The organism is Pseudomonas fluorescens (genome assembly GCF_001307275.1).
Classification (GTDB): Bacteria; Pseudomonadota; Gammaproteobacteria; order Pseudomonadales; family Pseudomonadaceae; genus Aquipseudomonas; species Aquipseudomonas fluorescens_AA.
Genome location: NZ_CP012831.1, coordinates 1,125,589 through 1,146,368, shown reverse-complemented (window position 1 = coordinate 1,146,368; position 20,780 = coordinate 1,125,589). Strand labels below are relative to the sequence as shown.

Annotated in this window: 21 protein-coding genes and 1 pseudogene; 12 read left to right on the top strand and 10 right to left on the bottom strand. The window is 61.1% G+C overall.

From position 1 onward, the window contains the following. The first annotated feature begins 189 nt into the window (after positions 1-189). The gene (fadD1, locus tag AO356_RS05110; protein ID WP_060738854.1) at positions 190-1,881 is read left to right on the top strand and encodes a long-chain-fatty-acid--CoA ligase FadD1; all 1,692 of its coding nucleotides are present in this window, start codon (positions 190-192) and stop codon (positions 1,879-1,881) included. Between the two features lie 206 nt (positions 1,882-2,087). On the opposite strand, the gene AO356_RS05105 is transcribed toward fadD1, so the two are convergent. Next, on the bottom strand, positions 2,088-2,465 hold the full coding sequence (locus AO356_RS05105; protein ID WP_060738853.1) for a hypothetical protein: 378 nt from the start codon (positions 2,463-2,465) through the stop codon (positions 2,088-2,090). A gap of 196 nt (positions 2,466-2,661) precedes the next feature. On the opposite strand from AO356_RS05105, the gene AO356_RS05100 reads away from it, so the two are divergent. The 3 genes from AO356_RS05100 (at position 2,662) to def (ending at position 4,513) form a co-directional block, all read left to right on the top strand. Next, a complete protein-coding gene (locus tag AO356_RS05100; protein ID WP_060738852.1) occupies positions 2,662-2,853 on the top strand; it encodes a CsbD family protein in 192 nt (63 codons plus the stop codon). A 173-nt stretch (positions 2,854-3,026) separates the two neighbouring features. After that, positions 3,027-3,977 carry a YihY/virulence factor BrkB family protein gene (locus AO356_RS05095; protein ID WP_060738851.1) on the top strand — a complete coding sequence of 317 codons (951 nt, stop codon included), beginning with the start codon at positions 3,027-3,029 and terminating at the stop codon, positions 3,975-3,977. Next, positions 3,974-4,513 carry a peptide deformylase gene (def, locus tag AO356_RS05090; protein WP_060738850.1) on the top strand — a complete coding sequence of 180 codons (540 nt, stop codon included), beginning with the start codon at positions 3,974-3,976 and terminating at the stop codon, positions 4,511-4,513. The genes AO356_RS05095 and def overlap by 4 nt, the downstream gene beginning before the upstream one ends. A 121-nt stretch (positions 4,514-4,634) precedes the next feature. Here def and AO356_RS05085 read toward each other — a convergent pair whose 3' ends face one another. From AO356_RS05085 to AO356_RS05075, 3 genes are all read right to left on the bottom strand, one after another. Beyond that, positions 4,635-5,054: a GNAT family N-acetyltransferase gene (locus tag AO356_RS05085; protein WP_060738849.1), complete on the bottom strand. Its 420-nt coding sequence runs from the start codon at positions 5,052-5,054 to the stop codon at positions 4,635-4,637. A 290-nt stretch (positions 5,055-5,344) separates the two neighbouring features. After that, positions 5,345-5,899, bottom strand: coding sequence for a hypothetical protein (locus AO356_RS05080; RefSeq protein ID WP_060738848.1), 555 nt, complete (start codon positions 5,897-5,899; stop codon positions 5,345-5,347). 159 nt (positions 5,900-6,058) lie between these two features. Continuing rightward, positions 6,059-7,090, bottom strand: a complete 1,032-nt coding sequence (locus AO356_RS05075; protein ID WP_060738847.1) for a LacI family DNA-binding transcriptional regulator — start codon at positions 7,088-7,090, stop codon at positions 6,059-6,061. Positions 7,091-7,306: 216 nt separating this feature from the next. Between AO356_RS05075 and AO356_RS05070 the strand changes: the two genes are divergently transcribed. Together AO356_RS05070 and AO356_RS05065 are read left to right on the top strand one after the other, a co-directional pair. Continuing rightward, positions 7,307-7,840 carry a gluconokinase gene (locus AO356_RS05070; protein ID WP_060738846.1) on the top strand — a complete coding sequence of 178 codons (534 nt, stop codon included), beginning with the start codon at positions 7,307-7,309 and terminating at the stop codon, positions 7,838-7,840. A 92-nt stretch (positions 7,841-7,932) separates the two neighbouring features. Continuing rightward, positions 7,933-9,285, top strand: coding sequence for a GntP family permease (locus AO356_RS05065; protein ID WP_060738845.1), 1,353 nt, complete (start codon positions 7,933-7,935; stop codon positions 9,283-9,285). Between the two features lie 150 nt (positions 9,286-9,435). On the opposite strand, the gene alaC is transcribed toward AO356_RS05065, so the two are convergent. Then, entirely contained in the window at positions 9,436-10,653 is a 1,218-nt protein-coding gene (alaC, locus tag AO356_RS05060) for an alanine transaminase (protein ID WP_060738844.1), read from the bottom strand. Between the two features lie 208 nt (positions 10,654-10,861). Between alaC and AO356_RS05055 the strand changes: the two genes are divergently transcribed. Next, the gene (locus tag AO356_RS05055) at positions 10,862-11,524 is read left to right on the top strand and encodes a LysE family translocator (protein WP_060738843.1); all 663 of its coding nucleotides are present in this window, start codon (positions 10,862-10,864) and stop codon (positions 11,522-11,524) included. A gap of 80 nt (positions 11,525-11,604) precedes the next feature. Continuing rightward, entirely contained in the window at positions 11,605-12,093 is a 489-nt protein-coding gene (locus AO356_RS05050) for a GyrI-like domain-containing protein (RefSeq protein WP_060738842.1), read from the top strand. Positions 12,094-12,227: 134 nt separating this feature from the next. On the opposite strand, the gene AO356_RS05045 is transcribed toward AO356_RS05050, so the two are convergent. Next, positions 12,228-12,713, bottom strand: coding sequence for a GNAT family N-acetyltransferase (locus tag AO356_RS05045; RefSeq protein ID WP_060738841.1), 486 nt, complete (start codon positions 12,711-12,713; stop codon positions 12,228-12,230). 140 nt (positions 12,714-12,853) lie between these two features. Between AO356_RS05045 and AO356_RS05040 the strand changes: the two genes are divergently transcribed. The 4 genes and pseudogenes from AO356_RS05040 (at position 12,854) to AO356_RS05030 (ending at position 15,103) form a co-directional block, all read left to right on the top strand. Next, on the top strand, positions 12,854-13,288 hold the full coding sequence (locus tag AO356_RS05040; RefSeq protein ID WP_060738840.1) for a YybH family protein: 435 nt from the start codon (positions 12,854-12,856) through the stop codon (positions 13,286-13,288). A gap of 67 nt (positions 13,289-13,355) precedes the next feature. After that, on the top strand, positions 13,356-13,700 hold the full coding sequence (locus AO356_RS05035; RefSeq protein WP_060738839.1) for a YciI family protein: 345 nt from the start codon (positions 13,356-13,358) through the stop codon (positions 13,698-13,700). A gap of 75 nt (positions 13,701-13,775) precedes the next feature. Beyond that, a pseudogene (locus AO356_RS30645) lies at positions 13,776-13,865 on the top strand (polyketide cyclase); the annotation flags it as partial. Further along, on the top strand, positions 13,865-15,103 hold the full coding sequence (locus AO356_RS05030; RefSeq protein WP_060738838.1) for an RNA polymerase sigma factor: 1,239 nt from the start codon (positions 13,865-13,867) through the stop codon (positions 15,101-15,103). The pseudogene AO356_RS30645 and the gene AO356_RS05030, both read left to right, overlap by 1 nt. 292 nt (positions 15,104-15,395) lie before the next feature. On the opposite strand, the gene AO356_RS05025 is transcribed toward AO356_RS05030, so the two are convergent. From AO356_RS05025 to AO356_RS05010, 4 genes are all read right to left on the bottom strand, one after another. Continuing rightward, positions 15,396-16,739: an imelysin family protein gene (locus AO356_RS05025; RefSeq protein ID WP_060738837.1), complete on the bottom strand. Its 1,344-nt coding sequence runs from the start codon at positions 16,737-16,739 to the stop codon at positions 15,396-15,398. Positions 16,740-16,997: 258 nt separating this feature from the next. Next, on the bottom strand, positions 16,998-19,049 hold the full coding sequence (locus AO356_RS05020; protein ID WP_060738836.1) for a putative bifunctional diguanylate cyclase/phosphodiesterase: 2,052 nt from the start codon (positions 19,047-19,049) through the stop codon (positions 16,998-17,000). A 294-nt stretch (positions 19,050-19,343) separates the two neighbouring features. Then, complete coding sequence (locus tag AO356_RS05015; RefSeq protein WP_060738835.1) at positions 19,344-19,940, bottom strand: superoxide dismutase; 597 nt, start codon at positions 19,938-19,940, stop codon at positions 19,344-19,346. A gap of 175 nt (positions 19,941-20,115) precedes the next feature. Further along, entirely contained in the window at positions 20,116-20,718 is a 603-nt protein-coding gene (locus tag AO356_RS05010; protein WP_060738834.1) for a LysE/ArgO family amino acid transporter, read from the bottom strand. Positions 20,719-20,780: the final 62 nt, after the last annotated feature.

Here is a 20,780-nt window from a genome sequence, read left to right as displayed (position 1 = left end):
TATTCATGAGTCATGTTTATGACTGTGGGGGTTGTTTTTGGCTCTAGGCGACCCTTGGCAAAGCTGCTACTCTCGGCGCGCTTTTGTGACTTCTCGGCCTTGATTCAAGCCAGATTCACCAATAAACACACACCAATAATAATCGCATCAAATGCGGTGAGAATTCGCGTTGCTGAGGAGTGGGCTTCCATGATCGAAGACTTTTGGAAGGATAAGTACCCAGCTGGGATTGCTGCCGACATCAATCCAGACGAGTATCCGAATATTCAGGCGGTGTTGAAGCAGTCCTGCCAACGCTTTGCCAACAAGCCGGCATTCAGCAACCTCGGCAAGACGATCACCTACGGTGAGCTCTACGAGTTGTCCGGGGCGTTTGCCGCGTACCTGCAACAGCATACCGATTTACAGCCGGGCGATCGAATCGCCGTGCAGCTGCCCAACGTTCTCCAGTACCCGGTGGCCGTGTTCGGTGCGATCCGTGCCGGGCTGATCGTGGTCAACACCAACCCGCTGTACACCGCGCGGGAAATGGAACACCAGTTCAACGACTCCGGTGCCAAGGCCCTGGTGTGCCTGGCGAACATGGCGCACCTGGCGGAAACCGTGGTACCGAAGACAGGCGTCAAGCACGTCATCGTCACCGAAGTCGCCGACCTGCTGCCGCCGCTCAAGCGCCTGTTGATCAACAGCGTGATCAAGTACGTCAAGAAAATGGTCCCGGCTTATCACTTGCCCAAGGCCGTCAAGTTCAACGACGTGCTGAGCAAAGGCCACGGCCAGCCGGTGAACGAAGCCAACCCCACCAGCGACGACGTGGCTGTGCTGCAATACACCGGCGGCACCACTGGCGTGGCCAAGGGCGCGATGCTCAGCCACCGCAACCTGGTGGCGAACATGCTGCAGTGCAAGGCGCTGATGGGCTCCAACCTCAATGAGGGTTGCGAGGTGCTGATCACGCCACTGCCGCTGTACCACATCTATGCCTTCACCTTTCATTGCATGGCGATGATGCTGATCGGCAACCACAATATCCTGATCAGCAACCCGCGCGACCTCTCGGCGATGGTCAAGGAACTGTCGAAGTGGAAGTTCAGCGGTTTCGTCGGCCTCAATACGCTGTTCGTGGCCCTGTGCAACAACGAAGCCTTCCGCAAGCTGGACTTCTCGGCACTGAAAGTCACCCTGTCCGGTGGCATGGCCCTGCAACTGGCCGCGGCCGAGCGCTGGAAAGCGGTGACCGGTTGCCCGATCTGCGAAGGTTATGGCATGACCGAAACCAGCCCGGTGGCCACCGTCAACCCGATCCAGAACATCCAGATCGGTACTATCGGCATTCCCGTGCCGTCGACGCTGTGCAAGGTGATCAATGACGCGGGCGTCGAGCAGCCATTGGGCGAAATCGGCGAGTTGTGCGTGAAAGGTCCCCAGGTGATGAAGGGCTACTGGCAGCGTCAGGAAGCCACCGACGAGATCCTCGACAGCGAAGGCTGGCTCAAGACCGGTGACATTGCGCTGATCCAGCCGGACGGCTACATGCGCATCGTCGATCGCAAGAAGGACATGATCCTGATCTCCGGTTTCAACGTGTACCCCAACGAACTGGAAGATGTGCTGGCAACCCTGCCGGGCGTGCTGCAATGCGCGGCCATCGGCGTGCCGGACGAAAAATCCGGCGAGGCGATCAAGATCTTCATCGTCGCACGGCCGGGTGTGACGTTGACCAAGGAACAGGTGATGGAACACATGCGTGCCAACGTCACCGGCTACAAGGTGCCCAAGGCCGTGGAGTTCCGCGATGCCTTGCCGACCACCAACGTGGGCAAGATCCTGCGCCGCGAGTTGCGGGATGAAGAACTCAGGAAGCTGGGGTTGAAGAAGTAAGACCGTTGCCAACAAAAAGCCCCGCTGATACGGGGCTTTTTGTTGGGCGATGACCTGAAGCGAGAGCGCTTGTGTGGCGAGGGAGCTTGCTCCCGCTGGGCTGCGCAGCAGCCCCCTGCGATTCTACTGACACACCGCAAGGGCCGCTGCGCGTCCAGCGGGAGCAAGCTCCCTCGCCACAGGGAACCGGTGCTTCTCGGGTCCGGTTACAACCGGAACTGCGCAAAGTCCAGGTTGGTGCCACCCGGCCGCATGTCCTGCAGGTAGGCGTCCTTGTCGGCGCTCAGTTCCAGGCTCAGGGCGGCCTTGCGTTTGCCCTGGTTGCGCACTTCCAGGCCTTCCATTTTTTCCCGCAGGAACACGGTCGGCACCTTCAAGTGCAGCAGCTCATCGGTGGCCGGCGTGTGCAGCAGCAGGTGGATCCATTCGTATTGACCGATGGCCAGGCGCGCCACCGGGATATCGAACCAGAAAATGTTGCGGTTGCGGTTCAATTCGCTGAAATGGCAGTTGTTGACGCCCAGTACGGCGCCGCCCAGTTCCTGGTTCCTGCGGGCGATGGCCTGCTTTTTATCGAGTTTCATAACGTTCCTACGGGGTTGGAGCTTCAAGCCACAGCCTGAATACGTGGGGCATTCTCGGGGGTTGATCGACAAACATAAAGTGCAACCTGCATTCGACGATGAAATGTGCCGCTGAAAAAAATGAAACTCCCGGCAAACGGCCCCGGTCAACCCTTATGTAATGACTTTTCGTACCGTTGTTCACAGGAGAGACATCATGGGTAGCACGAGCGATAAAGTGAAGGGCGTTGCCAACGAAGCCGTCGGCAACATCAAGCAAGGCGTCGGCAAGGCCACCGACAATGACCGTATGCGCGCCGAGGGCGTGGTCCAGGAGAAAAAAGGCGAGGCCCAACAAGCCGTGGGCAAGGCCAAGGATGCGGTCAAGAAAGGCGTCGACAAGGCATAACCCGCCTGTAGTAAAACGATTGGAACGGTCATCTGCGGGTGGCCGTTTTCATGTCGGCTCGAACTTGCGCCGGGGAAATTGTTCCAAAGTCGCCAAACAGGTTACTTTGTCTTGGATAACAACCCCATGAGTCGCCAGGCGACCTTCCTTTTTTGCGGCGAAAGGAGACGCACATGATGTTTCCGGCCTTGAAAGGCTTACCTTTGCATCGTGTGATGATGCGTACCGTGACCGAGTTCGTCGACGACGAGATGTCGACCTACGCCTCGGCACTGGCCTACCAGATGCTGTTTTCGCTGTTCCCCTTCATTCTCTTCCTGATTGCCCTGATCGGTTTCCTGCACCTGCCGGACTTCTTCTCCTGGCTGCGCCTGCAATCGGAGCTGGTGCTGCCGCCCCAGGCCCTGGAGCAGGTCAACCCGGTGATCGACCAGCTCCAGCAGTCCAAGGGTGGCTTGTTGTCAGTGGGTATCGTCATTGCCTTGTGGACCGCTTCGGCGGGCGTGCGGCTGATGATGAGCGCGATGAACGCCGCCTACGACGTGGTGGAAGGCCGTCCGGCCTGGAAGCGCTTCCCGCTGTCGATTTTCTACACGGTCGGCATCGCCGGCATGCTGCTGGCCGCTGCGGCGCTGATGGTGCTCGGGCCGCAGGTGATGGGCTGGATCGCGGCCCAAGTCGGCCTGGAGGAGTTCATCGTCACGCTCTGGACGATCGTGCGCTGGCCGGTGATCGTGTTCTTGCTGATGGTGGCCGTGGCACTGATCTATTACGTGATGCCCGACGTCAAGCAGGAGTTTCGCTTCATCACGCCGGGGTCGGTGCTGGCGGTGGTGGTGTGGATCATCGCTTCCCTGGGCTTCGCGTTCTACGTCAAGACCTTTGCCAACTACAACGCCATGTATGGCAGCATCGGCGCGATCATTGTGTTGTTGCTGTATTTCTATATTTCTTCGGCGGTACTGTTACTCGGCGCGGAGATGAATGCGGTGATCGAGCACATGTCCACCGAGGGCAAGAACCCGGGTGAAAAGAGCGCGGGCGAGCACGAAAAACAGCATGTGTCGGGCCTGGGGCGCGACCATTCCATCCCTCAAACCCACCCTGACGAAGCCCGACCATGATCCGTGAAATCCTGAAAATGGGCGACGAACGCCTGCTGCGCATCGCCCCGCCGGTGCCCGCCGAAATGTTCGACAGCCCGGAATTGTGGCAATTGATCGACGACATGTTCCAGACCATGGAAAGTGTCGGCGGCGTCGGCCTGGCGGCGCCGCAGATCGGCATCGACCTGCAACTGGTGATCTTCGGCTTCGAGCACAGCGAGCGTTACCCCGACGCCGAGGCGGTGCCCCAGACCATCCTGATCAACCCACTGATCACCCCCCTGGGCCCGCAGATGGAAGAGGGCTTCGAAGGTTGCCTGTCGGTGCCGGGCCTGCGCGGTGCGGTCGAGCGCTACCAACACATCCGCTATGAAGGCTTCGATCCCAAGGGCGAGCCGATCGTGCGTTACGCGTCGGGCTTTCATGCGCGGGTGGTGCAGCATGAATGCGATCATCTGATCGGGCGCTTGTACCCGTCGCGCATCACTGATTTCAGCAAGTTCGGCTTTACCGAAGTGATGTTCCCGGACCTGGACCCCACCGCCGACGATTGATACCCACCCCTGAACCCTGTGGGAGCGAGCTTGCTCGCGATGGTGGTGTGTCAGCCGCCATTGATGCAGCTGACCTGACGCAATCGCGAGCAAGCTCGCTCCCACAATGGACTGCGTTGATTCAGGGTTTTGCAGGCTCCCACCCCATCGCAATCATCGGCTTGCTGCGGGCATACCGGCTCAGGCGTTCGGCCATCGCATAGGGCAGTTCAGGGTTGAAGCTGAAACCACGCCGCTCATAAAAACCGCGCAAGTCCGGGTGGCAGAACAGCCATACCGGCTTGTCCACCCCGTTCACCGCTTCAGCGATCAATCGCGCGGCAATGCCCTGGACGCGGTACGCCGGGTCGACGAACAACCCCGTCAACCAATGCCCGCCCGACACTGGGCGCAAGCACAGGGCGGCGACGATCTCATCGCGCCGTGCCACCCACAGCTGCGCGTCACGCACTGCTTTCATCGAGGATTGGTGGGCGCGGTAAAACTTGTTCATCAGCGGCCAAAGCGATGCTTCGAGCGCTGCGTAATGGATTTCGGACATGGCGGGGTCGTGGCGCAGAAGGGGGAGGCGATTATAAAAGAACGCGAGTACGGCGATAGGTGTATACCTGACTTCACATCCCGTATGACTGGAGTACGTATCATGGCCAAAGGCATGGATTCAAAAAAAGCGGCAAAGAAAAAACCGGCGAAGACTGCCGATGAAAAGCGCGCCGACAAGAAAACCAAGAAGGTGAACCTGTTCGGTCATTGAACCGGTATCGCCTTGGCGGGCCTCAGGTTGAGCTGGGGCGGTCACCCCAGCTCAAATGCTCTGGCCTGTACCGAGGCTCAAAGCGAGGCGAGAAACATGTCCATGGCCGCGGCTTTGTCGCCCGTGCGGCTCTCCTGGGCCTTTTCCACTTGGGCTATCGCTGACTTGTCCTGCATGCGTTGGGCAATTTCCTGGCTGACCGCCATCTGCTTCTCGGGCGGCATCGCCTCGAACTCTTCCTCGGTAATGCCCATCTCTTCGAGAATGCTGTCGCGCAGGCGCTCTTCGGGCGTCTTGCTCATGTAGTCCTTGAACTGCGCCGTGGCGGAGCCGCCAAGTGTCGTGGCCTCTTCAGGCGTTGACGAAGCCACGGTTTGCAATTGCACGCGCGTCTTGGCGAACGCCTCATCCACCTTGTCGCTGATGGCGGTGGCGGCATTGACCTGTTGCGTGGCTCGTTGGGTGAAGGAATCCTGGACCTGGGCACTGCCTTGGCTGGCCTGGGCCTGGACGTTATCGCGCAACGCCTGCAACGCGGCGCTTTGCAGGCCGCTGGCGGCTTCGGCGGTGGGATCTTCGCCCGGGCGTTTGAGTGGCAAGACCATCGCTTGCTGTTTGGCACTGACCAACATGATGAACACCTGTAGGTAATGGCTGAGCGATGGGCAGGAGCAATTCCCATGCCGCCTTCGCAAGGCCCGTATTCCAAGGGGTGTGGACAAGCGCGCGGCGAGCGGGGCGGCCAACCCTTGCCGTCGGACGGCATGGATCGACCGCTTGAGCGAGGCGCCTCAGGTGCTTTCGCGAACCTTGAGCTCGAAACCCAGGTCCACCACCGGCTGCGCGATGCGGTTGCCGGCCATCAGCGTCAGCATCTGTTCGGCGGCGCGGCGACCGATGGCCTCCCGTGGGGTGCTGATGCTGCTCAGGCGCGGCACCATATGGGCCGACGCGGGCAAGTCGTTGAAGCCCAGCACCGAGACCTGCTCGGGGATCTTGATGCCGCAGCGCAGTGCTTCGAACAGGGCGCCGTGGGCCAGGTCGTCGTTGCCGAAGAAGATCGCATCGACGTCCGGGTGGCTGCCGAGCAATTGCAGGAACAATTCCCCGCCCAGGCCCACCGAGGATGGACGCGGGGTCAGCAGTTCCAGGTCCGGGTCATACAAACCGGCTTGCTGCAGGGCGCGGCGAAAGCCTTCACCGCGCAGCAGGGTGCGCTGGTCCAGTTGCGCGCCGATGTAGGCCAGGCGCTTGCGGCCCTTGGAAATCAAGTGCTCGGCCGCCGTTTCGCCAGCCTTGAGCTGGGAAAAACCGACGCAATTGAGCCCGGCGCCGGGGTCCAGTTCCATCATGTACACGCACGGGATGTTGCTGGCCTCGATCATGCGGCGGGCGCTTTCGGTGCGGTCGAAACCGGTCAGCAGCAAACCCCTTGGCTGATAGGCCATGTAGTTGCGCAACAGGTCTTCTTCCTCGTCCCGGGAGTAGTGGTAGTTGCCGATCACCACTTCGAAACCCTTGGGCCGCAGCACCCGATGGATGGCTTCCAGGGTGTCGATGAACAACAGGTTGGACAACGACGGCACCAGCACCACCACCGAATGGCTCTGGGCCGAAGCCAGGGCGCGGGCGGCGGGATTGACGACGTAGTTGAGTTCCACGGCGGCCTGGCGGACTTTTTCCACCAGTTCCGAGGCGACGGTGCTGACGCCACGCAGGGCACGGGAGGCGGTGATAGGGCTGACACCGGCCAGGCGTGCGACTTCGTTGAGCGTGGGGCGACCGGTGGTGCGCGTATTCTTATCGTTTTTAGGGACGGTCATCAGGGCGGCTTGCCAAACAAAAATCAAGGTACTAAGGTAGCGCTGTCTCGACGCCGCTGCAAATGCGTGAGCGGGGGTTGCCTGATCCCTCGTCCGTGGGTGTCGTGAACGAACATGCTGCAACCACAAAAATGACAAGAAGGCGTCGGCAACTTCTGCTTTTGCTGCGGTGTCATAACTGGCAAAGGTAGCGCTGTCTGCGCGCTGAGGTGTTACATGAACAATCCCATCTCCGCCCTGGTCATCATGGGCGTTGCCGGTTGCGGCAAAACGTGCGTCAGCCAGGCCCTGTGCCAGTTGAGCGGCGCCACCGCCATCGAAGGCGACACGTTCCACCCCGCGGCCAACATCCAGAAGATGAGTGCCGGTATCCCCTTGAACGACGACGACCGTGCCGGCTGGCTCGACAGCCTGTGCGACGAGTTGCGCCGTGTCGATGCCACGGGCGAGCGTCCGGTGCTGACCTGCTCGGCCCTCAAGCACAGTTATCGCGAGCGCCTGCGCAGCGCCTTGCCCGGCCTGGGTTTCGTATTCCTTGAATTGCCCCCCGAAGTGGCCGCCGACCGCGTTTCCCATCGTCCCGGCCATTTCATGCCGTCGACCCTGATCGACAGCCAGTTCGCCACCCTTGAATCCCCTGTCGGCGAGCCCCTGACCCTGGCTCTGGACGCGTCCAGCCACAGCGTTGACGAACTGGCACAGCAGGCTTACGTCTGGTGGTTGGCCCACGGTTTGAAGCTGGCCAGCTGAGTTTCAAAAAATTTGCGTCAGAAAGATAGCGCTGTCCCGACGACTCATAAATAACTGCTTCAATAACAACAACAAATCAGGAGACACCTCCCATGTTCGGCATGTCCCACGAGACGTTCCTACTGCTTGATGCAGTGGTCACGGTGATCGGACTCATCGTCCTCATCACCAAGTTCAAATTCCACCCGTTCATTGCGCTGACCATCGCCGCCGCGTTCCTCGGCCTGACGTCGGGCATGCCGACCGGCACCATCATCAAGGCGTTCCAGGACGGCTTCGGTGGCGTGCTGGGCTTTGTCGGCATCATCCTGGCGCTGGGTACGATGCTCGGCAAAATGATGGCCGAGTCGGGCGGGGCCGATCAGATCGCCCAGACCCTGATCCGCGCCTTCGGCAAGGACAAGGTGCAGTGGGCGATGATGTTCGCCGCCTTCCTGGTGGGCATCCCGCTGTTCTTCGAAATCGGCTTCGTGCTGCTGATCCCGCTGGTGTTCATCGTCGCGCGCCGCACCGGCGTGTCGATCATCAAGATCGGTATCCCGCTGCTGGCCGGTCTTTCCGCGGTCCACGGCCTGGTGCCGCCGCACCCGGGGCCGCTGCTGGCGATTGGCATATTTGGCGCTGACATCGGCAAGACCATTCTCTATGGCCTGATCGTCGCGCTGCCGACCGCCATCATTGCCGGCCCGATCTTCGGTACGTTCATTGCCAAGCACATCCCCGGCCATCCGAACCAGGAGCTGGTGGACCAACTGGCCCGCGAGACGAGCGCCGCCGAGCTGCCAAGCTTCAGCATCACCCTGATCACCGTGTTGTCGCCGGTGTTCCTGATGCTGCTCAAGACCTTCGCTGACGTGGCGCTGCCGGACGGCAACCTCTTCCGTGCCTGGATGGACATGATCGGCCACCCGATCTCGGCTTTGCTGCTGGCGTTGTTGCTGTCGCTGTACACCTTTGGCTACAAGCAGGGCATCGGTTCCAGCCAGATGCTCAAATGGCTGGACGCCAGCCTGGCGCCGACCGCCGCGATCATCCTGATCATCGGTGCCGGCGGTGGCTTCAAGCAGATGCTGGTCACCAGCGGCGTGGGCGATGTGATCGGTCACATGGCGGTGAGTGCGCAGATCTCGCCGATCCTGCTGGCGTGGCTGGTGGCGGCGGTGATTCGTATCGCCACAGGTTCGGCGACGGTGGCGACCATTACCGGTGCCGGTATCGTGGTGCCGGTGGTGGGGATGATGCCGGGTGTGAACCGTGAGCTGCTGGTGCTGGCGACCGGTGCCGGTTCGTTGATCCTGTCCCACGTCAACGATGCGGGTTTCTGGCTGGTCAAGCAGTACTTCAACATGACCGTGGCCGAGACCTTCAAGACCTGGACCGCGATGGAAACCATCCTGTCGGTGGTGGGGTTGATCTTTATCCTGCTGCTGTCGCTGGTGGTCTAACCGACAACCTATAACCCATTGTGGGAGCGAGCTTGCTCGCGATAGCGGACTTACATGTTGTACCGCTATCGCGAGCAAGCTCGCTCCCACACGGGTTTCGGGCGATCAGTAGAGCCAGGGCGGGAGCCAACCCCCGCCGCTGGTTTTAGGTCAGGCGTTAGGTTTGCTTACCAACCCATCCGCCCTGAACATCCCACGGATCCCACGCACCGCCTGGCGAATCCGGTCCTGGTTCTCGATCAGCGCAAAGCGCACGTGATCATCCCCATACTCCCCGAACCCCACCCCCGGCGAGACGCAGACCTTGGCTTCGGCCAGCAGCTTCTTGGCAAACTCCAACGAACCCAGGTGCGCATAGGCCTCGGGAATCTTGGCCCAGACGTACATCGATGCCTTCGGGTTCTCTACCATCCAGCCCAGCTCATGCAGGCCCTTGACCAGCACGTTGCGGCGCTGGCGGTACTGCTCGGCGATGTCGCGCACGCATTGCTGGTCGCCTTCGAGGGCGGCGATGGCGGCCACTTGCAGCGGCGTGAAGGTGCCGTAGTCGTGGTAGCTCTTGATCCGCGCCAGGGCGTTGACCAGTTCCGGGTTGCCCACCATGAACCCGATGCGCCAGCCGGCCATGTTGTAGCTCTTGGACAGGGTGAAGAACTCCACCGCGATGTCTTTCGCGCCCGGCACTTGCATGATCGACGGGGCTTTCCAGCCGTCATAGACGATGTCGGCGTAGGCCAGGTCGTGGATCACCAGCACGTCGTACTGCTTGGCCAGGGCGATGACCCGCTCGAAGAAGTCCAGCTCCACGCACTGGGCGGTGGGGTTGGACGGAAAGCCGAGGATCATCATCTTCGGCTTGGGGATCGAGCCGCGAATGGCCCGCTCCAGTTCGTCGAAGAAATCCACTCCAGGCACCAACGGCACCGAGCGCACCTGGGCGCCGGCGATCACCGCGCCGTAGATGTGGATCGGATAGCTGGGGTTGGGCACCAGCACCGTGTCGCCCTGGTCCAGGGTGGCCAGCATCAGGTGGGCCAGGCCTTCCTTGGAACCGATGGTGACGATGGCTTCGGTTTCCGGGTCGATGTCCACCTCATAGCGGTCCTTGTACCAGCGCGAAATGGCGCGGCGCAGGCGCGGGATGCCTTTGGAGGTGGAATAACCGTGGGTGTCTTCACGCTGGGCGACGGTGACCAGTTTTTCCACGATGTGTGGAGGCGTGGCGCCGTCGGGATTACCCATGCTCAAGTCGATGATGTCTTCGCCGCGCCGACGCGCAGCCATCTTCAGCTCGGCAGTGATATTGAATACATATGGGGGGAGTCGATCGATGCGCGCAAAGCGGCGCGGCGAACCTTGTTCGGCCATTGTTGCCTCGAGATACGTGAGCGCCCGGAACCGTCCGAGCGACGTTGGCCACTGCGGTGGCCTGCGGCGCAAGATAATCGGGCGGATGTCGGATTGTCCAGTAGCCGCGGCGAACTATTTTCGACGACACTGTCGCCCTGGCCGCGGCGCCATCGATGGTCGCAGCGGCTTGTTGAACCTGTCTCACCCAATCCTGATGGAACGAATGATGGAATTTTCCAGCGGCTTCCTGCTGAGCCTTTCGCTGTGCCTGGACATTGGCGTGGCCAATATCGCGATGATCACCCTGGCGATGCAGCGCGGCTATTTCCAGGGGTTCGCCCTGGGCCTGGGCACCTGCGTGGGCGATCTGATCTATGCCGTCCTGGCCTTGGCCGGCATGACCGTGTTGCTGCAATACGAAGCGGTGCGCTGGGTGCTGTGGGTCGGCGGCTCGGTGCTGTTGCTGTACTTCGCGGCCAAGATGATCCACTCGGCGATCTATCACAGCGCGGTATTGGCCGAGGCCGGTGAAGTGCAGGGCAACTCTTCGCGCCAGGAGTTCTTGCGCGGGATTTTCCTGGCCATGTCATCGCCCAGTGCCATCCTCTGGTTCGCGGCGGTGGGCGGTACGCTGATCGCCCGTTCGGGCGGCGGAACCTTGCTCAGCTCGGCGCTGTTTCTCAGTGGTTTTCTCTGCGCCGGGCTGCTGTGGTGCGCGGCTTTGTGCCTGGCGGCGACCCAGGGTGGCAAACTGTTGGGGGATAAATTGTTGCGTTATTCCTATTGGGCATCCGCCGCGATCTTCTGCTATTTCGCGGTGTACGTGATTGTTTCTGGCTACAACGAGTTTGTAGGAAGCGCCGTCACCGCGGCCCTGCCTGGCATCTGACAAGCGAAACGGCCCTGGCAATCACGGTTTGGCTTCTATACTGCCAAGCCCGACTTCACGTTTTGCTGGAGTGTTGCCGCATGGAAAAGCCCGAACGCGATTACACAGCCGTGCCACGCTTTGAACAGGGACGTTTTCAGCTCATCGCCGGCTTTGGTGCTCGGTTTACCCAGGACACCGCCCAAGACATCCCTTTGCTCTGGGAAAAGTTCCTGCCCTGGCTCGGCAAGGTGCCAGGGCAGAAAGATGAAGTGACCTACGGTGTGTGTTGCAACCCGGACGGGAAGGGTGGGTTCGAATACATCGCCGGCGTGGAAATCAGCCGGCTCGACGATTTGCCGGAGCAATACCGCTGGATCGAAATCCAGCCAGGCCATTACGCGGTCTTCGAACACAAAGGGCCATTGAAAAAGCTGCCGGATACGTTCCAATACATCTGGAAAGAGTGGCTGCCCCATTCCGGTTACGAAGCGGCGGGTCAGCCTGAATTCGAGCGCTACAGCGAAGACTTCAACCCCCGGACCGGCCAAGGCACCCTGGAAATCTGGATCCCGCTCAAGCCAAGCTGATCGGCGCAGTCCCCTGTGGGAGCGAGCTCGCTCGCGAGAGCGTCAGGTCAGCCGCTTTGATGTTGACTGAAACACCGCTATCGCGAGCAAGCTCGCTCCCACATTCGGCGCCTATCGATCGTTGATTCTGTTTGTCAGAACACCAACCCCATCCGCCGCTCATACCCGATGCGGCCCTTGTAGGCTTCGCCACTGTCGACCCAGCCCAGGCGGGCGTACAGGCCAATGGCCGAGACGTTATCGGGATCGACCGAGAGCTCCAATCCGTGGATGTCCGGCCAGGCGGCTCGTGCCACGGCGGGCAGCGCCTGCAGGCAGGCCTTGCCATACCCTTTGCCCTGGGCCCGGTGGTCGACTTGCAAGGCATGCAGGGTGGCGCTGTGCTCGTTGGCCCAGGCCGGCAGTACCGGCGGGCGCTTGAGCAGCAGGAAGGCCACTGGCACGTCCCCAGCCAATAGCGCAAAGCCTTTGACCCCCGGGCCGGGCCGGGACAGCAGCATGTGCAGGGCGCCATGAATATCGCCGGCGAACTTGATCTGTTCGGGGTGGAGTTCGATGGCGCTGACCTGTTCACGTTGCAGCGCGGTCAGGTCTTCGTAGGGGACGAGTCGAGCGGTCACAGAAACGTCCAATGTGTGCCGGCAGAATAGGACTTGGATTCTAGCGAATTTTCTCTTTGAATTATTTTTGTTGGATTGTCGATTCGCTGTTTCTCCAAACGACAAAGGGTGTCTTCAACAAAAAACTGCGGAGAATCACCATGAATACCCAAGCCACTGAAACCCAGATCCAGGCCTTGATCGACACCTACCGCCAAGCCGTCATGGCCAAGGACGTCGAAAAAGTCATGGCGCTCTATGACGAGAGCATTGTCTCGTTCGATGCCATCCAGGCCCTGCAATTCAAGGGCAAGACCGCTTACCGGGCCCATTGGCAAGCGTGTATGGAAATGTGCCCCGGCCCGCACAAGTTCGACTTTCATCAGGTCAAGATTACCCCGGCCGACAACATCGCCTTTGCCCACTGGCTGGCCTATTGCGGCGGCACCAACGAAAAAGGCGAGGAGCAGGCCTGCTGGATGCGTGTGACGGCCTGCTACCAGCGTGTAGCCGGACAATGGCGGATCGTCCATGAACATTGGTCCGCTCCGTTCGACCCGATGGCCGGGACGGCGCTGTTCGACCTGCAACCCTGATCGTCGGTTTTTTCGCCGAGCGTCATTCTGCCGTCCATAGTTGATCAGTCCGAACACGGAGCCTTCCATGAAGTACCTATGCCTGGTGTATAGCAACGAACAGACGCTGCACAACTCGCCCGACAGCCCGGAGGACGCCGAGTGCATGGCCTATGCCGAATCGATCCAGGGCAGTGGGCGCATGCTGGCCGCCGAAGCCCTGGAGTCGGTACAGACCGCCACCACGGTGCGCATGCGTGGCGGCAAGCTGTCGATCACCGACGGCCCCTTCGCCGAAACCAAGGAGCAACTGGCGGGCTTCTACCTGATCGACGCCAAGGACCTCAACGAAGCCATCCAGGTCGCCGGCAATATCCCGGCGGCCCGGGTCGGTTGCGTTGAAGTGCGACCGGTACGCCAACTGAACCCCTGAACAACAATCACAAACAGGATTTCATTCATGAACCTCACTGCTGCCCCTTACGCGTTATCCGTCAGCCGGGCAATCGATCGCCAGGCACACGATGCCATGGGTTTCCCTGAGGGTTGGGGCCAGGGCCGGCTTGAGACACTGGTTACCCAAGGCATGCCCGACTGATGTCGGTCGAAACGGTCAAGGCGCGGGTCGAGCAGGTTTATCGGCAAGACTCGCGGCGGATCCTGGCGACGCTGATTCGCCTGCTGGGTGACTTCGATCTGGCGGAAGAGGCTTTGCACGAGGCCTTTTTCATTGCGGTCGAGCGTTGGCAGCGCGACGGTGTGCCGGACAACCCACGGGCCTGGCTGGTGTCTGCCGGGCGCTTCAAGGCCATCGACAGTTTGCGCCGGCGCGCGCGTTTCGCCGCGTCCCAACCGATGTTGATCGCTCAACTCGAAGCGCTGGAGCAGGATCCGTGGAGTGACGAAGACGTGGAAGACGATCGCCTGCGGCTGATTTTTACCTGTTGCCACCCGGCCCTGGCGGCGGATGCCCAGGTGCCCCTGACGCTGCGGGAAGTCTGCGACCTGACCACCGAACAAATCGCCCGGGCGTTTCTCGCCGCCCCGGCGGCCATTGCCCAGCGCATCGTGCGGGCCAAGGCGAAAATCCGCGATGCCAGGATCCCCTATCAGGTGCCGTCCCGCGCGGAACTGCCGGAGCGGCTGGACAGCGTTCTGCGGGTGATCTACCTGGTGTTCAACGAAGGGTATTCGGCCTCGATGGGCGCCGAGCTGACTCGCGAAGACCTGACGCGCGAAGCCATCCGTCTCGGGCGTCTGCTGATGGAGTTGCTGCCCGAGGCCGAGGTCATGGGGTTGCTGGCGTTGATGCTGCTGCACGAATCCCGGCGCCCGGCGCGAACGTCGTCGACCGGTGAACTGATTCTGCTGGATGAGCAGGTGCGATCCTTATGGGATGCCGAGCTGATCGCCGAGGGCTGTGCGTTGGTGGAAGCCGCGCTGAAAACCCGACGGTTCGGGCCGTACTGCCTGCAAGCGGCGATTGCGGCGGTGCATGCCGAAGCGCCGACGGCTGAGCAGACCGATTGGCCGCAGATCGTCGGGCTTTATGATGTGCTGCTGCGGGCCGTGCCGTCGCCGGTGATCGAACTCAACCGCGCTGCCGCCCTGGCCAAGCGTGACGGACCGGAAGTCGGCTTGCGCCTGGTCGAGGCGATCCTGGAGCGTGGGGAATTACTCGACTATCACCTGGCCTATTCGGCGCAGGCGGAATTCTGTCGTCAACTGGGACGATTGGACGAGGCGAGGGCGGCGTACCGCCGCGCGCTCGAACTGACGCAGCAGTTGCCGGAACGGCGGTTTATCGAAGGGCGGCTTGCCGGGTTGCAGCCATGAACCACAGTGACGCCCCTTGTGGGAGCGAGCTTGCTCGCGATAGCGGTAGACCAGCCAACATCAATATCGACTGATATGCCCCCATCGCGAGCAAGCTCGCTCCCACAAGGGCAGTGATGACTGATCTCGCATTTTTGAAACACCCGAAACCACTGTGGGAGCGAGCTTGCTCGCGATAGCGGTAGACCAGCCAACATCAATATCGACTGATAGACCCCTATCGCGAGCAAGCTCGCTCCCACAGGTTTTGTGGCTTGGCTGGCTGCGTTGACCCGCAGCCAGCCGGCGTTGATCAGAACTCGTGATCAGCGTTGTCCGGGTTCAGGTCGCTGATGCCCAGTTTGCCCGCAGCCTGTTCGATCGAACCGGTCTGCTTGACCAGTGCGGCGATGGCGTCGCGCACGATCTGGTTACCGGCAGTGTTGCCGGCGGCGATCAACTGGTCGTAGTGCTCACCCTTGTTGGCGTGATCGACCATGACCTGGATCTTGGCTTCGGTGTCGGCCAGGTCGGCCTTGAGCGCGGTGTCCGCGGCCGGGTCGGCCTTGGCGACCAGGGACGACAGGCTGGCGCCGGTCATCTTGGTGCCGTCGACCCGGGTGTATTCGCCCAGGTACACGTTACGCACGCCCTTGGCATCGTAGAAGTGCGAGTTGTGGGTGTTGTCGCTGAAGCAATCCTGCTCGTCTTCCGGCGAGTTGGCTTCCAGGGACACCTTCATGCGCTCGCCCGCCAGTTCACCCAGGGACAGGCTGCCCATGCCGAACAGCATCTTGCGCAGGCCACTTTCGGCCGGCTCGGCTTCCAGGGTGGCGCGGTAGTTGTCGGCCACGTTCGGCTTCCAGTTGCCGACCATTTCCTGCAGGTCATTGACCAGCAGTTGGGTCACGGACTTGAGGTAGGCACGACGACGGTCGTTGTGGCCGCCAGTGGCACCGGCGCCTTCCAGGTAATCCGAAGCGGGGCGATTGCCGGCGCCCGGGCCGGTGCCGTTGAGGTCCTGGCCCCACAGCAGGAATTCGATGGCGTGGTAGCCGGTGGCGACGTTGGCCTCGGAACCGCCCAGCTCGTTCAGGCTGGCGAGTTTTTCCGGGGTGATGTCCTTGACGTCGACCTTGTCTTCGCCAACCTGGACTTCGGTATTGGCGATGATGTTGGCGGTGGCGCCCGGGTTACCCAAGGCGTGCTCGTAGGATTTGTCGACGTAGTCGATCAGGCCTTCGTCCAGGGGCCAGGCGTTCACCTGGCCTTCCCAGTCGTCGATGATGGTGTTGCCGAAGCGGAACACTTCGCTTTGCAGGTACGGTACGCGTGCGGCGACCCAGGCAGCCTTGGCGGCTTTCAAGGTATCGGCGTTCGGCTTGGCCAGGAACGCGTCGACGGCGGTTTGCAGGGTCTTCGCAGTGGATTCGGCATCGCTGTAGACGGCATAGACGATGTCGGCATAGTGCGCGACAACGGCCTTGGCGGCGGCTTCGTCGACTTTGCCGGCGGCAGCAGGGGCGACCGGTGCCGAGGTGCTGGCGGCCGGCGTTGGCGCTTGCGGCGCGGCGGCCTTGTCTTTGCCTTCGCCGCAACCGGCGAGGGAAATAGCGATGGCCAGCAGACTGGCGGTAGCCAGGGGCATACGAATCATGGCGAACATCCTGCTTCGGTGATGGATGGGACAGGCGCGAGGGTGCGCAAAACTGCGACATAATGCGAAAGATTTGCATTATGTGTAAAGGGTTATGGTTGTAAATATTTCTTATTTAATGAAGGGATCGGCAGCGTCTGTAGGAGCTGCCAAGCGAAGCGAGGCTGCGATCTTTCCATTGCCAATCGAGTCTGGAGCGAAAGATCAACAGATCGCAGGCTTCGCCAGTTCCTGCAGGAACGTGGCAGAAGAGAGGAATCAGAGGATGGACACCTTGCTGCGCTCGGCCTGCTTCAGGTAAAGGCCCAATTCCCGCGCCGGTAGCGGCTTGCTGTAGTAGTAGCCCTGACCTTCGTGGCAGCCCTCGGCGATGATGTAGGCTTCCTGCTCGACCGTCTCGACGCCCTCGGCAATGACCTGCATCCCCAGGCTCTTGCCCAATTGGATGATGGCCCGGACGATGGTTGCGTCGTCTTCGTCGTCGAGCAGGTCCTGGACGAAGCTCTTGTCGATCTTGATCTTGTCCAGCGGCAGGCTCTTGAGGTAGCTCAGGGACGAGTAGCCGGTGCCGAAGTCATCGATGGCAATCAGCGCCCCGGAGCGACGCAGGCTCAGCAAGTGCTGGGCCGCGGTGGTGATGTCTTCCATCAGGCCGGTCTCGGTGACTTCCAGCTCCAGGCTGCGTGGCGGCAGCCGGTACATCTGCAGGAGATTGTTCACCACCCGTGGCAGTTCGGCGTGGTGCAATTGCACTGTCGACAGATTGACCGCCATGCGCAGGTCGAGGAAACCCTGGTCGTGCCATTCGCGCAATTGCCTGCACGCCTGGTCCAGCACCCATTCACCGATGGCGATGATGGTGCCGTTCTGCTCGGCCAGGGGAATGAACAGGTCGGGCGGCACCAGGCCGTGCTCGGGATGGTGCCAGCGGATCAGGGCTTCAGTGCCCACCACCCGCAGGTCGCGGTAGCTGATCTGTGGCTGGTACACCAGGGTGAACTGCTCGCGGGCCAGGGCCTCGCGCAGGTCTTTTTCCAGTTCGCGACGGCGGCGCATCTCGCTGTCGACGCTGGCAATGTAGAACTGATAGCGATTGCGCGAGCGGCTCTTGGCCAGGGTCATGGTCTGCTCGGCTTTCTGCAACAGTTTCTCGGTGCTGTCGCCGTCTTCGGGGAAGAGGGTGATGCCGATGGTAGCCCGCAGGCGGATTTGCTGATCGTCGATGGCGAACGGTGCTTCCAGGTCATCGAGGATGCTCTGGGCCAGTTCGGCGGCCTCGTAAGGCTGTTCGATGTCGGCCTGGACCAGGGCGAACTGGTCGCCCCCCAGCCGCGCCAGTGCGCCGAGCCGCCCACTGTGGGCCCGCAGGCGATCGGCCAGGGCCAGCAGCAACTGATCGCCGGTCTGATAGCTGAACTGTTCGTTGATGCCCTTGAAATCATCCAGCCCTACACACAACACCGCCACCCGACGTTGCAGGCGTCCGGCGTCCACCAGGATCTTGTCCAGTTGCTGTTGAAGTTGCTGACGGTTGGGCAGCCCGGTGAGAAAGTCGTACTGGGCCATTCGCAGCAGGCTGTTTTCCGCTTCGTGACGCAGGTGCGTGTTGCGCTCGATGGATTCGAGCAGTTGGTTGGCCGTGTTGATCCACAGGCCCAGTTCGTTTTGCTCGTGGCCGCGCAACTGCGGGATCTTGTGCGCACTGGGGCGATCGGGGTTGATTTCGGTCAGGTGCTCGATGATCCGTGACAACGGCTTGGTCAGCAGCCAGTGATAGACCAGGTACAGCACCAGGCCCATGGCCAGGGCCCGCAGCATCCCGGAGATGAAGATGATCACCGAGCTGACGATGAAACCTTCGCCGTAGGTGGCCGTGTCGAGGGTAATGCTCAGGTCGCCGTAATATTCGCTGTAGGGGCCACGTCCCACCAGCTGCGTGGTGAAGGTGCGCTCCTTGCCCAGGATCAGGTCGGTCAGCCAGCGGCTTTCGGAGTGCTGCAAGGGGCGGGTTTTTTCGGCGAGCATGGTTTCGCGGGGATGGCCGATGGAGGCCATGCGCACGGCTTCGTCCTGGAACAGGCCTTCGATCACTTGCATGCCCATTTCCCGGTCCAGGCTGTAGACGGCCTGGGTCGATGGATCGCGGAACATGTCGAGGATACGCTGGGCGTCACTGGCGACGGCCTGGTTGGTTTTGTAGGCATCGAACACGATCTGGGCGCAGCTCAAGACCATGCCAACGATCAATGCCGAAAGGAGCACGACCCGGAGCAACTTCACAGACAAGCTGTTCTTGAGTTCCAGCTTCAAAGAGTGGTTCCTTGTTCCGTGCGGGTAGCGTCAAGTTGCCATGAGTATTGGCAATCCTGTGATGTCAGTCAAAGGGACAATCAAACACAAGGGTTTTCGCTTGAAACCTGACCGATATACGTTCTTTCCAGAGTGATTGCTCTACGACCATTGTGTCGGTTGAAAGGCACCGCAACTTGAGGCCCGTCGGGATTTTTTCTTGGATTCCAGACACGAGGTATTTGCCTGGCGATCAATTTTGTCGCGCAAAAAAAACCCGGCACGGCGCCGGGTTTCCTTTGTCTGGCATCGAGCTTAGGCAGTAAAGGCTTTGCCTTCGAACTGCTCGGCGACGAATTTCCAGTTGACCAGGTTCCAGAACGCTTCGACGTATTTCGGACGAACGTTGCGGTAGTCAATGTAGTAGGCGTGTTCCCACACGTCGCAGGTCAGCAGCGGGGTGTCGCCGCTGGTCAGCGGGTTGCCGGCACCGATGGTGCTGGCCAGGGCCAGGGAACCGTCAGCCTTTTTCACCAGCCAGCCCCAGCCGGAACCGAAGGTGCCGATGGAGGTCTTGCTGAATTCTTCCTTGAACTTGTCGAACGAACCGAATGCCTTGTTGATGGCTTCAGCCAGGGCGCCGGTTGGTTGACCGCCGGCGTTTGGCGCCAGGCAGTTCCAGTAGAAGGTGTGGTTCCAGACCTGAGCGGCGTTGTTGAAGATACCGCCCGAGGAAGTCTTGACGATTTCTTCCAGGGTCTTGCCTTCGAACTCGGTGCCAGGCACCAGGTTGTTCAGGTTCACGACGTAGGTGTTGTGGTGCTTGTCGTGGTGGTATTCCAGAGTTTCTTTGGAAATGTGTGGCGCCAGTGCGTCGTGTGGATAGGGCAGCGGCGGCAATTCGAAAGCCATGGTGATTCTCCTAATCAGGTCAGTTGCGGTGAGCGCAAGGCCGATCACGGGCGGCCAGACTAGCGCCGGGGAGTTTGTACTCTTTGCGGCGCAGGAGTCGGATCATAGCACCGGGGGTGCGGCATAACCACGCAACAACTGTGTGGAATAGAGGTTCCAGAGCGGTTTGGAATAATCAGCCGGCGACAATCAATTGCATCGCCACGGTAAACATCACCACCGCCACCAACAGGTCCAGGATCCGCCAGGTGCTTGGACGGGCCAACCAGGGAGCCAGCCATGCGGCGCCGATGGCCAGGGTGAGGAACCACAGCAGCGAGGCACTGGCCGCGCCCACCACATAGGCGCCGGGCACGCTCTGCTGGGCCCCGAGGGAACCGATCAGCAGCACGGTGTCGAGGTAGACGTGGGGGTTGAGCAGCGTCACCGCCAGCGCGCTGAGCAACACTGCCCGCAGCGAGCGCACAGCCTGGTTCTCACCCTGTTGCAGGCTCTGCTTCGAACAGGCCCGGCGCAAGGCCAGACTGCCGTACCAGAGCAGGAACGCCGCGCCGCCCCAGCGGGCAATCGACAGCAACAACGGACTCTGGGCCAGCAAGGTCGCCAAGCCGAACACTCCGGCGGCGACCAACAGGGCGTCGCAGGCGATGCACAGCGCCGCGACCGGCAAGTGGTGCTCGCGGCGCAGGCTCTGGGCCAGCACGAATGCGTTCTGGGCGCCGATGGCCATGATCAGCCCGAGCGCCACCAAGAGCCCGTTCACATAGCTTTGCCACATCGTTTTATCCCCCGGTCAGTTGATGAATTGCTGGCCATTCTCCTGTGGCGAGATGTATAAGA

What these genes read in the sequence shown, in the direction of transcription:
- AO356_RS05025 (WP_060738837.1), bottom strand. Translation starts at nt 16,739, where the DNA reads ATGATTCGTATGCCCCTGGCTACCGCCAGTCTGCTGGCCATCGCTATT.
- AO356_RS05085 (WP_060738849.1), bottom strand. Translation starts at nt 5,054, where the DNA reads ATGTCCGAAATCCATTACGCAGCGCTCGAAGCATCGCTTTGGCCGCTG.
- AO356_RS05015 (WP_060738835.1), bottom strand. Translation starts at nt 19,940, where the DNA reads ATGGCTTTCGAATTGCCGCCGCTGCCCTATCCACACGACGCACTGGCG.
- alaC (WP_060738844.1), bottom strand. Translation starts at nt 10,653, where the DNA reads ATGGCCGAACAAGGTTCGCCGCGCCGCTTTGCGCGCATCGATCGACTC.
- def (WP_060738850.1), top strand. Translation starts at nt 3,974, where the DNA reads ATGATCCGTGAAATCCTGAAAATGGGCGACGAACGCCTGCTGCGCATC.
- AO356_RS05095 (WP_060738851.1), top strand. Translation starts at nt 3,027, where the DNA reads ATGATGTTTCCGGCCTTGAAAGGCTTACCTTTGCATCGTGTGATGATG.
- AO356_RS05040 (WP_060738840.1), top strand. Translation starts at nt 12,854, where the DNA reads ATGAATACCCAAGCCACTGAAACCCAGATCCAGGCCTTGATCGACACC.
- AO356_RS05050 (WP_060738842.1), top strand. Translation starts at nt 11,605, where the DNA reads ATGGAAAAGCCCGAACGCGATTACACAGCCGTGCCACGCTTTGAACAG.
- AO356_RS05070 (WP_060738846.1), top strand. Translation starts at nt 7,307, where the DNA reads ATGAACAATCCCATCTCCGCCCTGGTCATCATGGGCGTTGCCGGTTGC.
- AO356_RS05030 (WP_060738838.1), top strand. Translation starts at nt 13,865, where the DNA reads ATGTCGGTCGAAACGGTCAAGGCGCGGGTCGAGCAGGTTTATCGGCAA.
- AO356_RS05065 (WP_060738845.1), top strand. Translation starts at nt 7,933, where the DNA reads ATGTTCGGCATGTCCCACGAGACGTTCCTACTGCTTGATGCAGTGGTC.
- AO356_RS05100 (WP_060738852.1), top strand. Translation starts at nt 2,662, where the DNA reads ATGGGTAGCACGAGCGATAAAGTGAAGGGCGTTGCCAACGAAGCCGTC.
- AO356_RS05080 (WP_060738848.1), bottom strand. Translation starts at nt 5,899, where the DNA reads ATGTTGGTCAGTGCCAAACAGCAAGCGATGGTCTTGCCACTCAAACGC.
- AO356_RS05010 (WP_060738834.1), bottom strand. Translation starts at nt 20,718, where the DNA reads ATGTGGCAAAGCTATGTGAACGGGCTCTTGGTGGCGCTCGGGCTGATC.
- AO356_RS05105 (WP_060738853.1), bottom strand. Translation starts at nt 2,465, where the DNA reads ATGAAACTCGATAAAAAGCAGGCCATCGCCCGCAGGAACCAGGAACTG.
- AO356_RS05075 (WP_060738847.1), bottom strand. Translation starts at nt 7,090, where the DNA reads ATGACCGTCCCTAAAAACGATAAGAATACGCGCACCACCGGTCGCCCC.
- fadD1 (WP_060738854.1), top strand. Translation starts at nt 190, where the DNA reads ATGATCGAAGACTTTTGGAAGGATAAGTACCCAGCTGGGATTGCTGCC.
- AO356_RS05055 (WP_060738843.1), top strand. Translation starts at nt 10,862, where the DNA reads ATGGAATTTTCCAGCGGCTTCCTGCTGAGCCTTTCGCTGTGCCTGGAC.
- AO356_RS05035 (WP_060738839.1), top strand. Translation starts at nt 13,356, where the DNA reads ATGAAGTACCTATGCCTGGTGTATAGCAACGAACAGACGCTGCACAAC.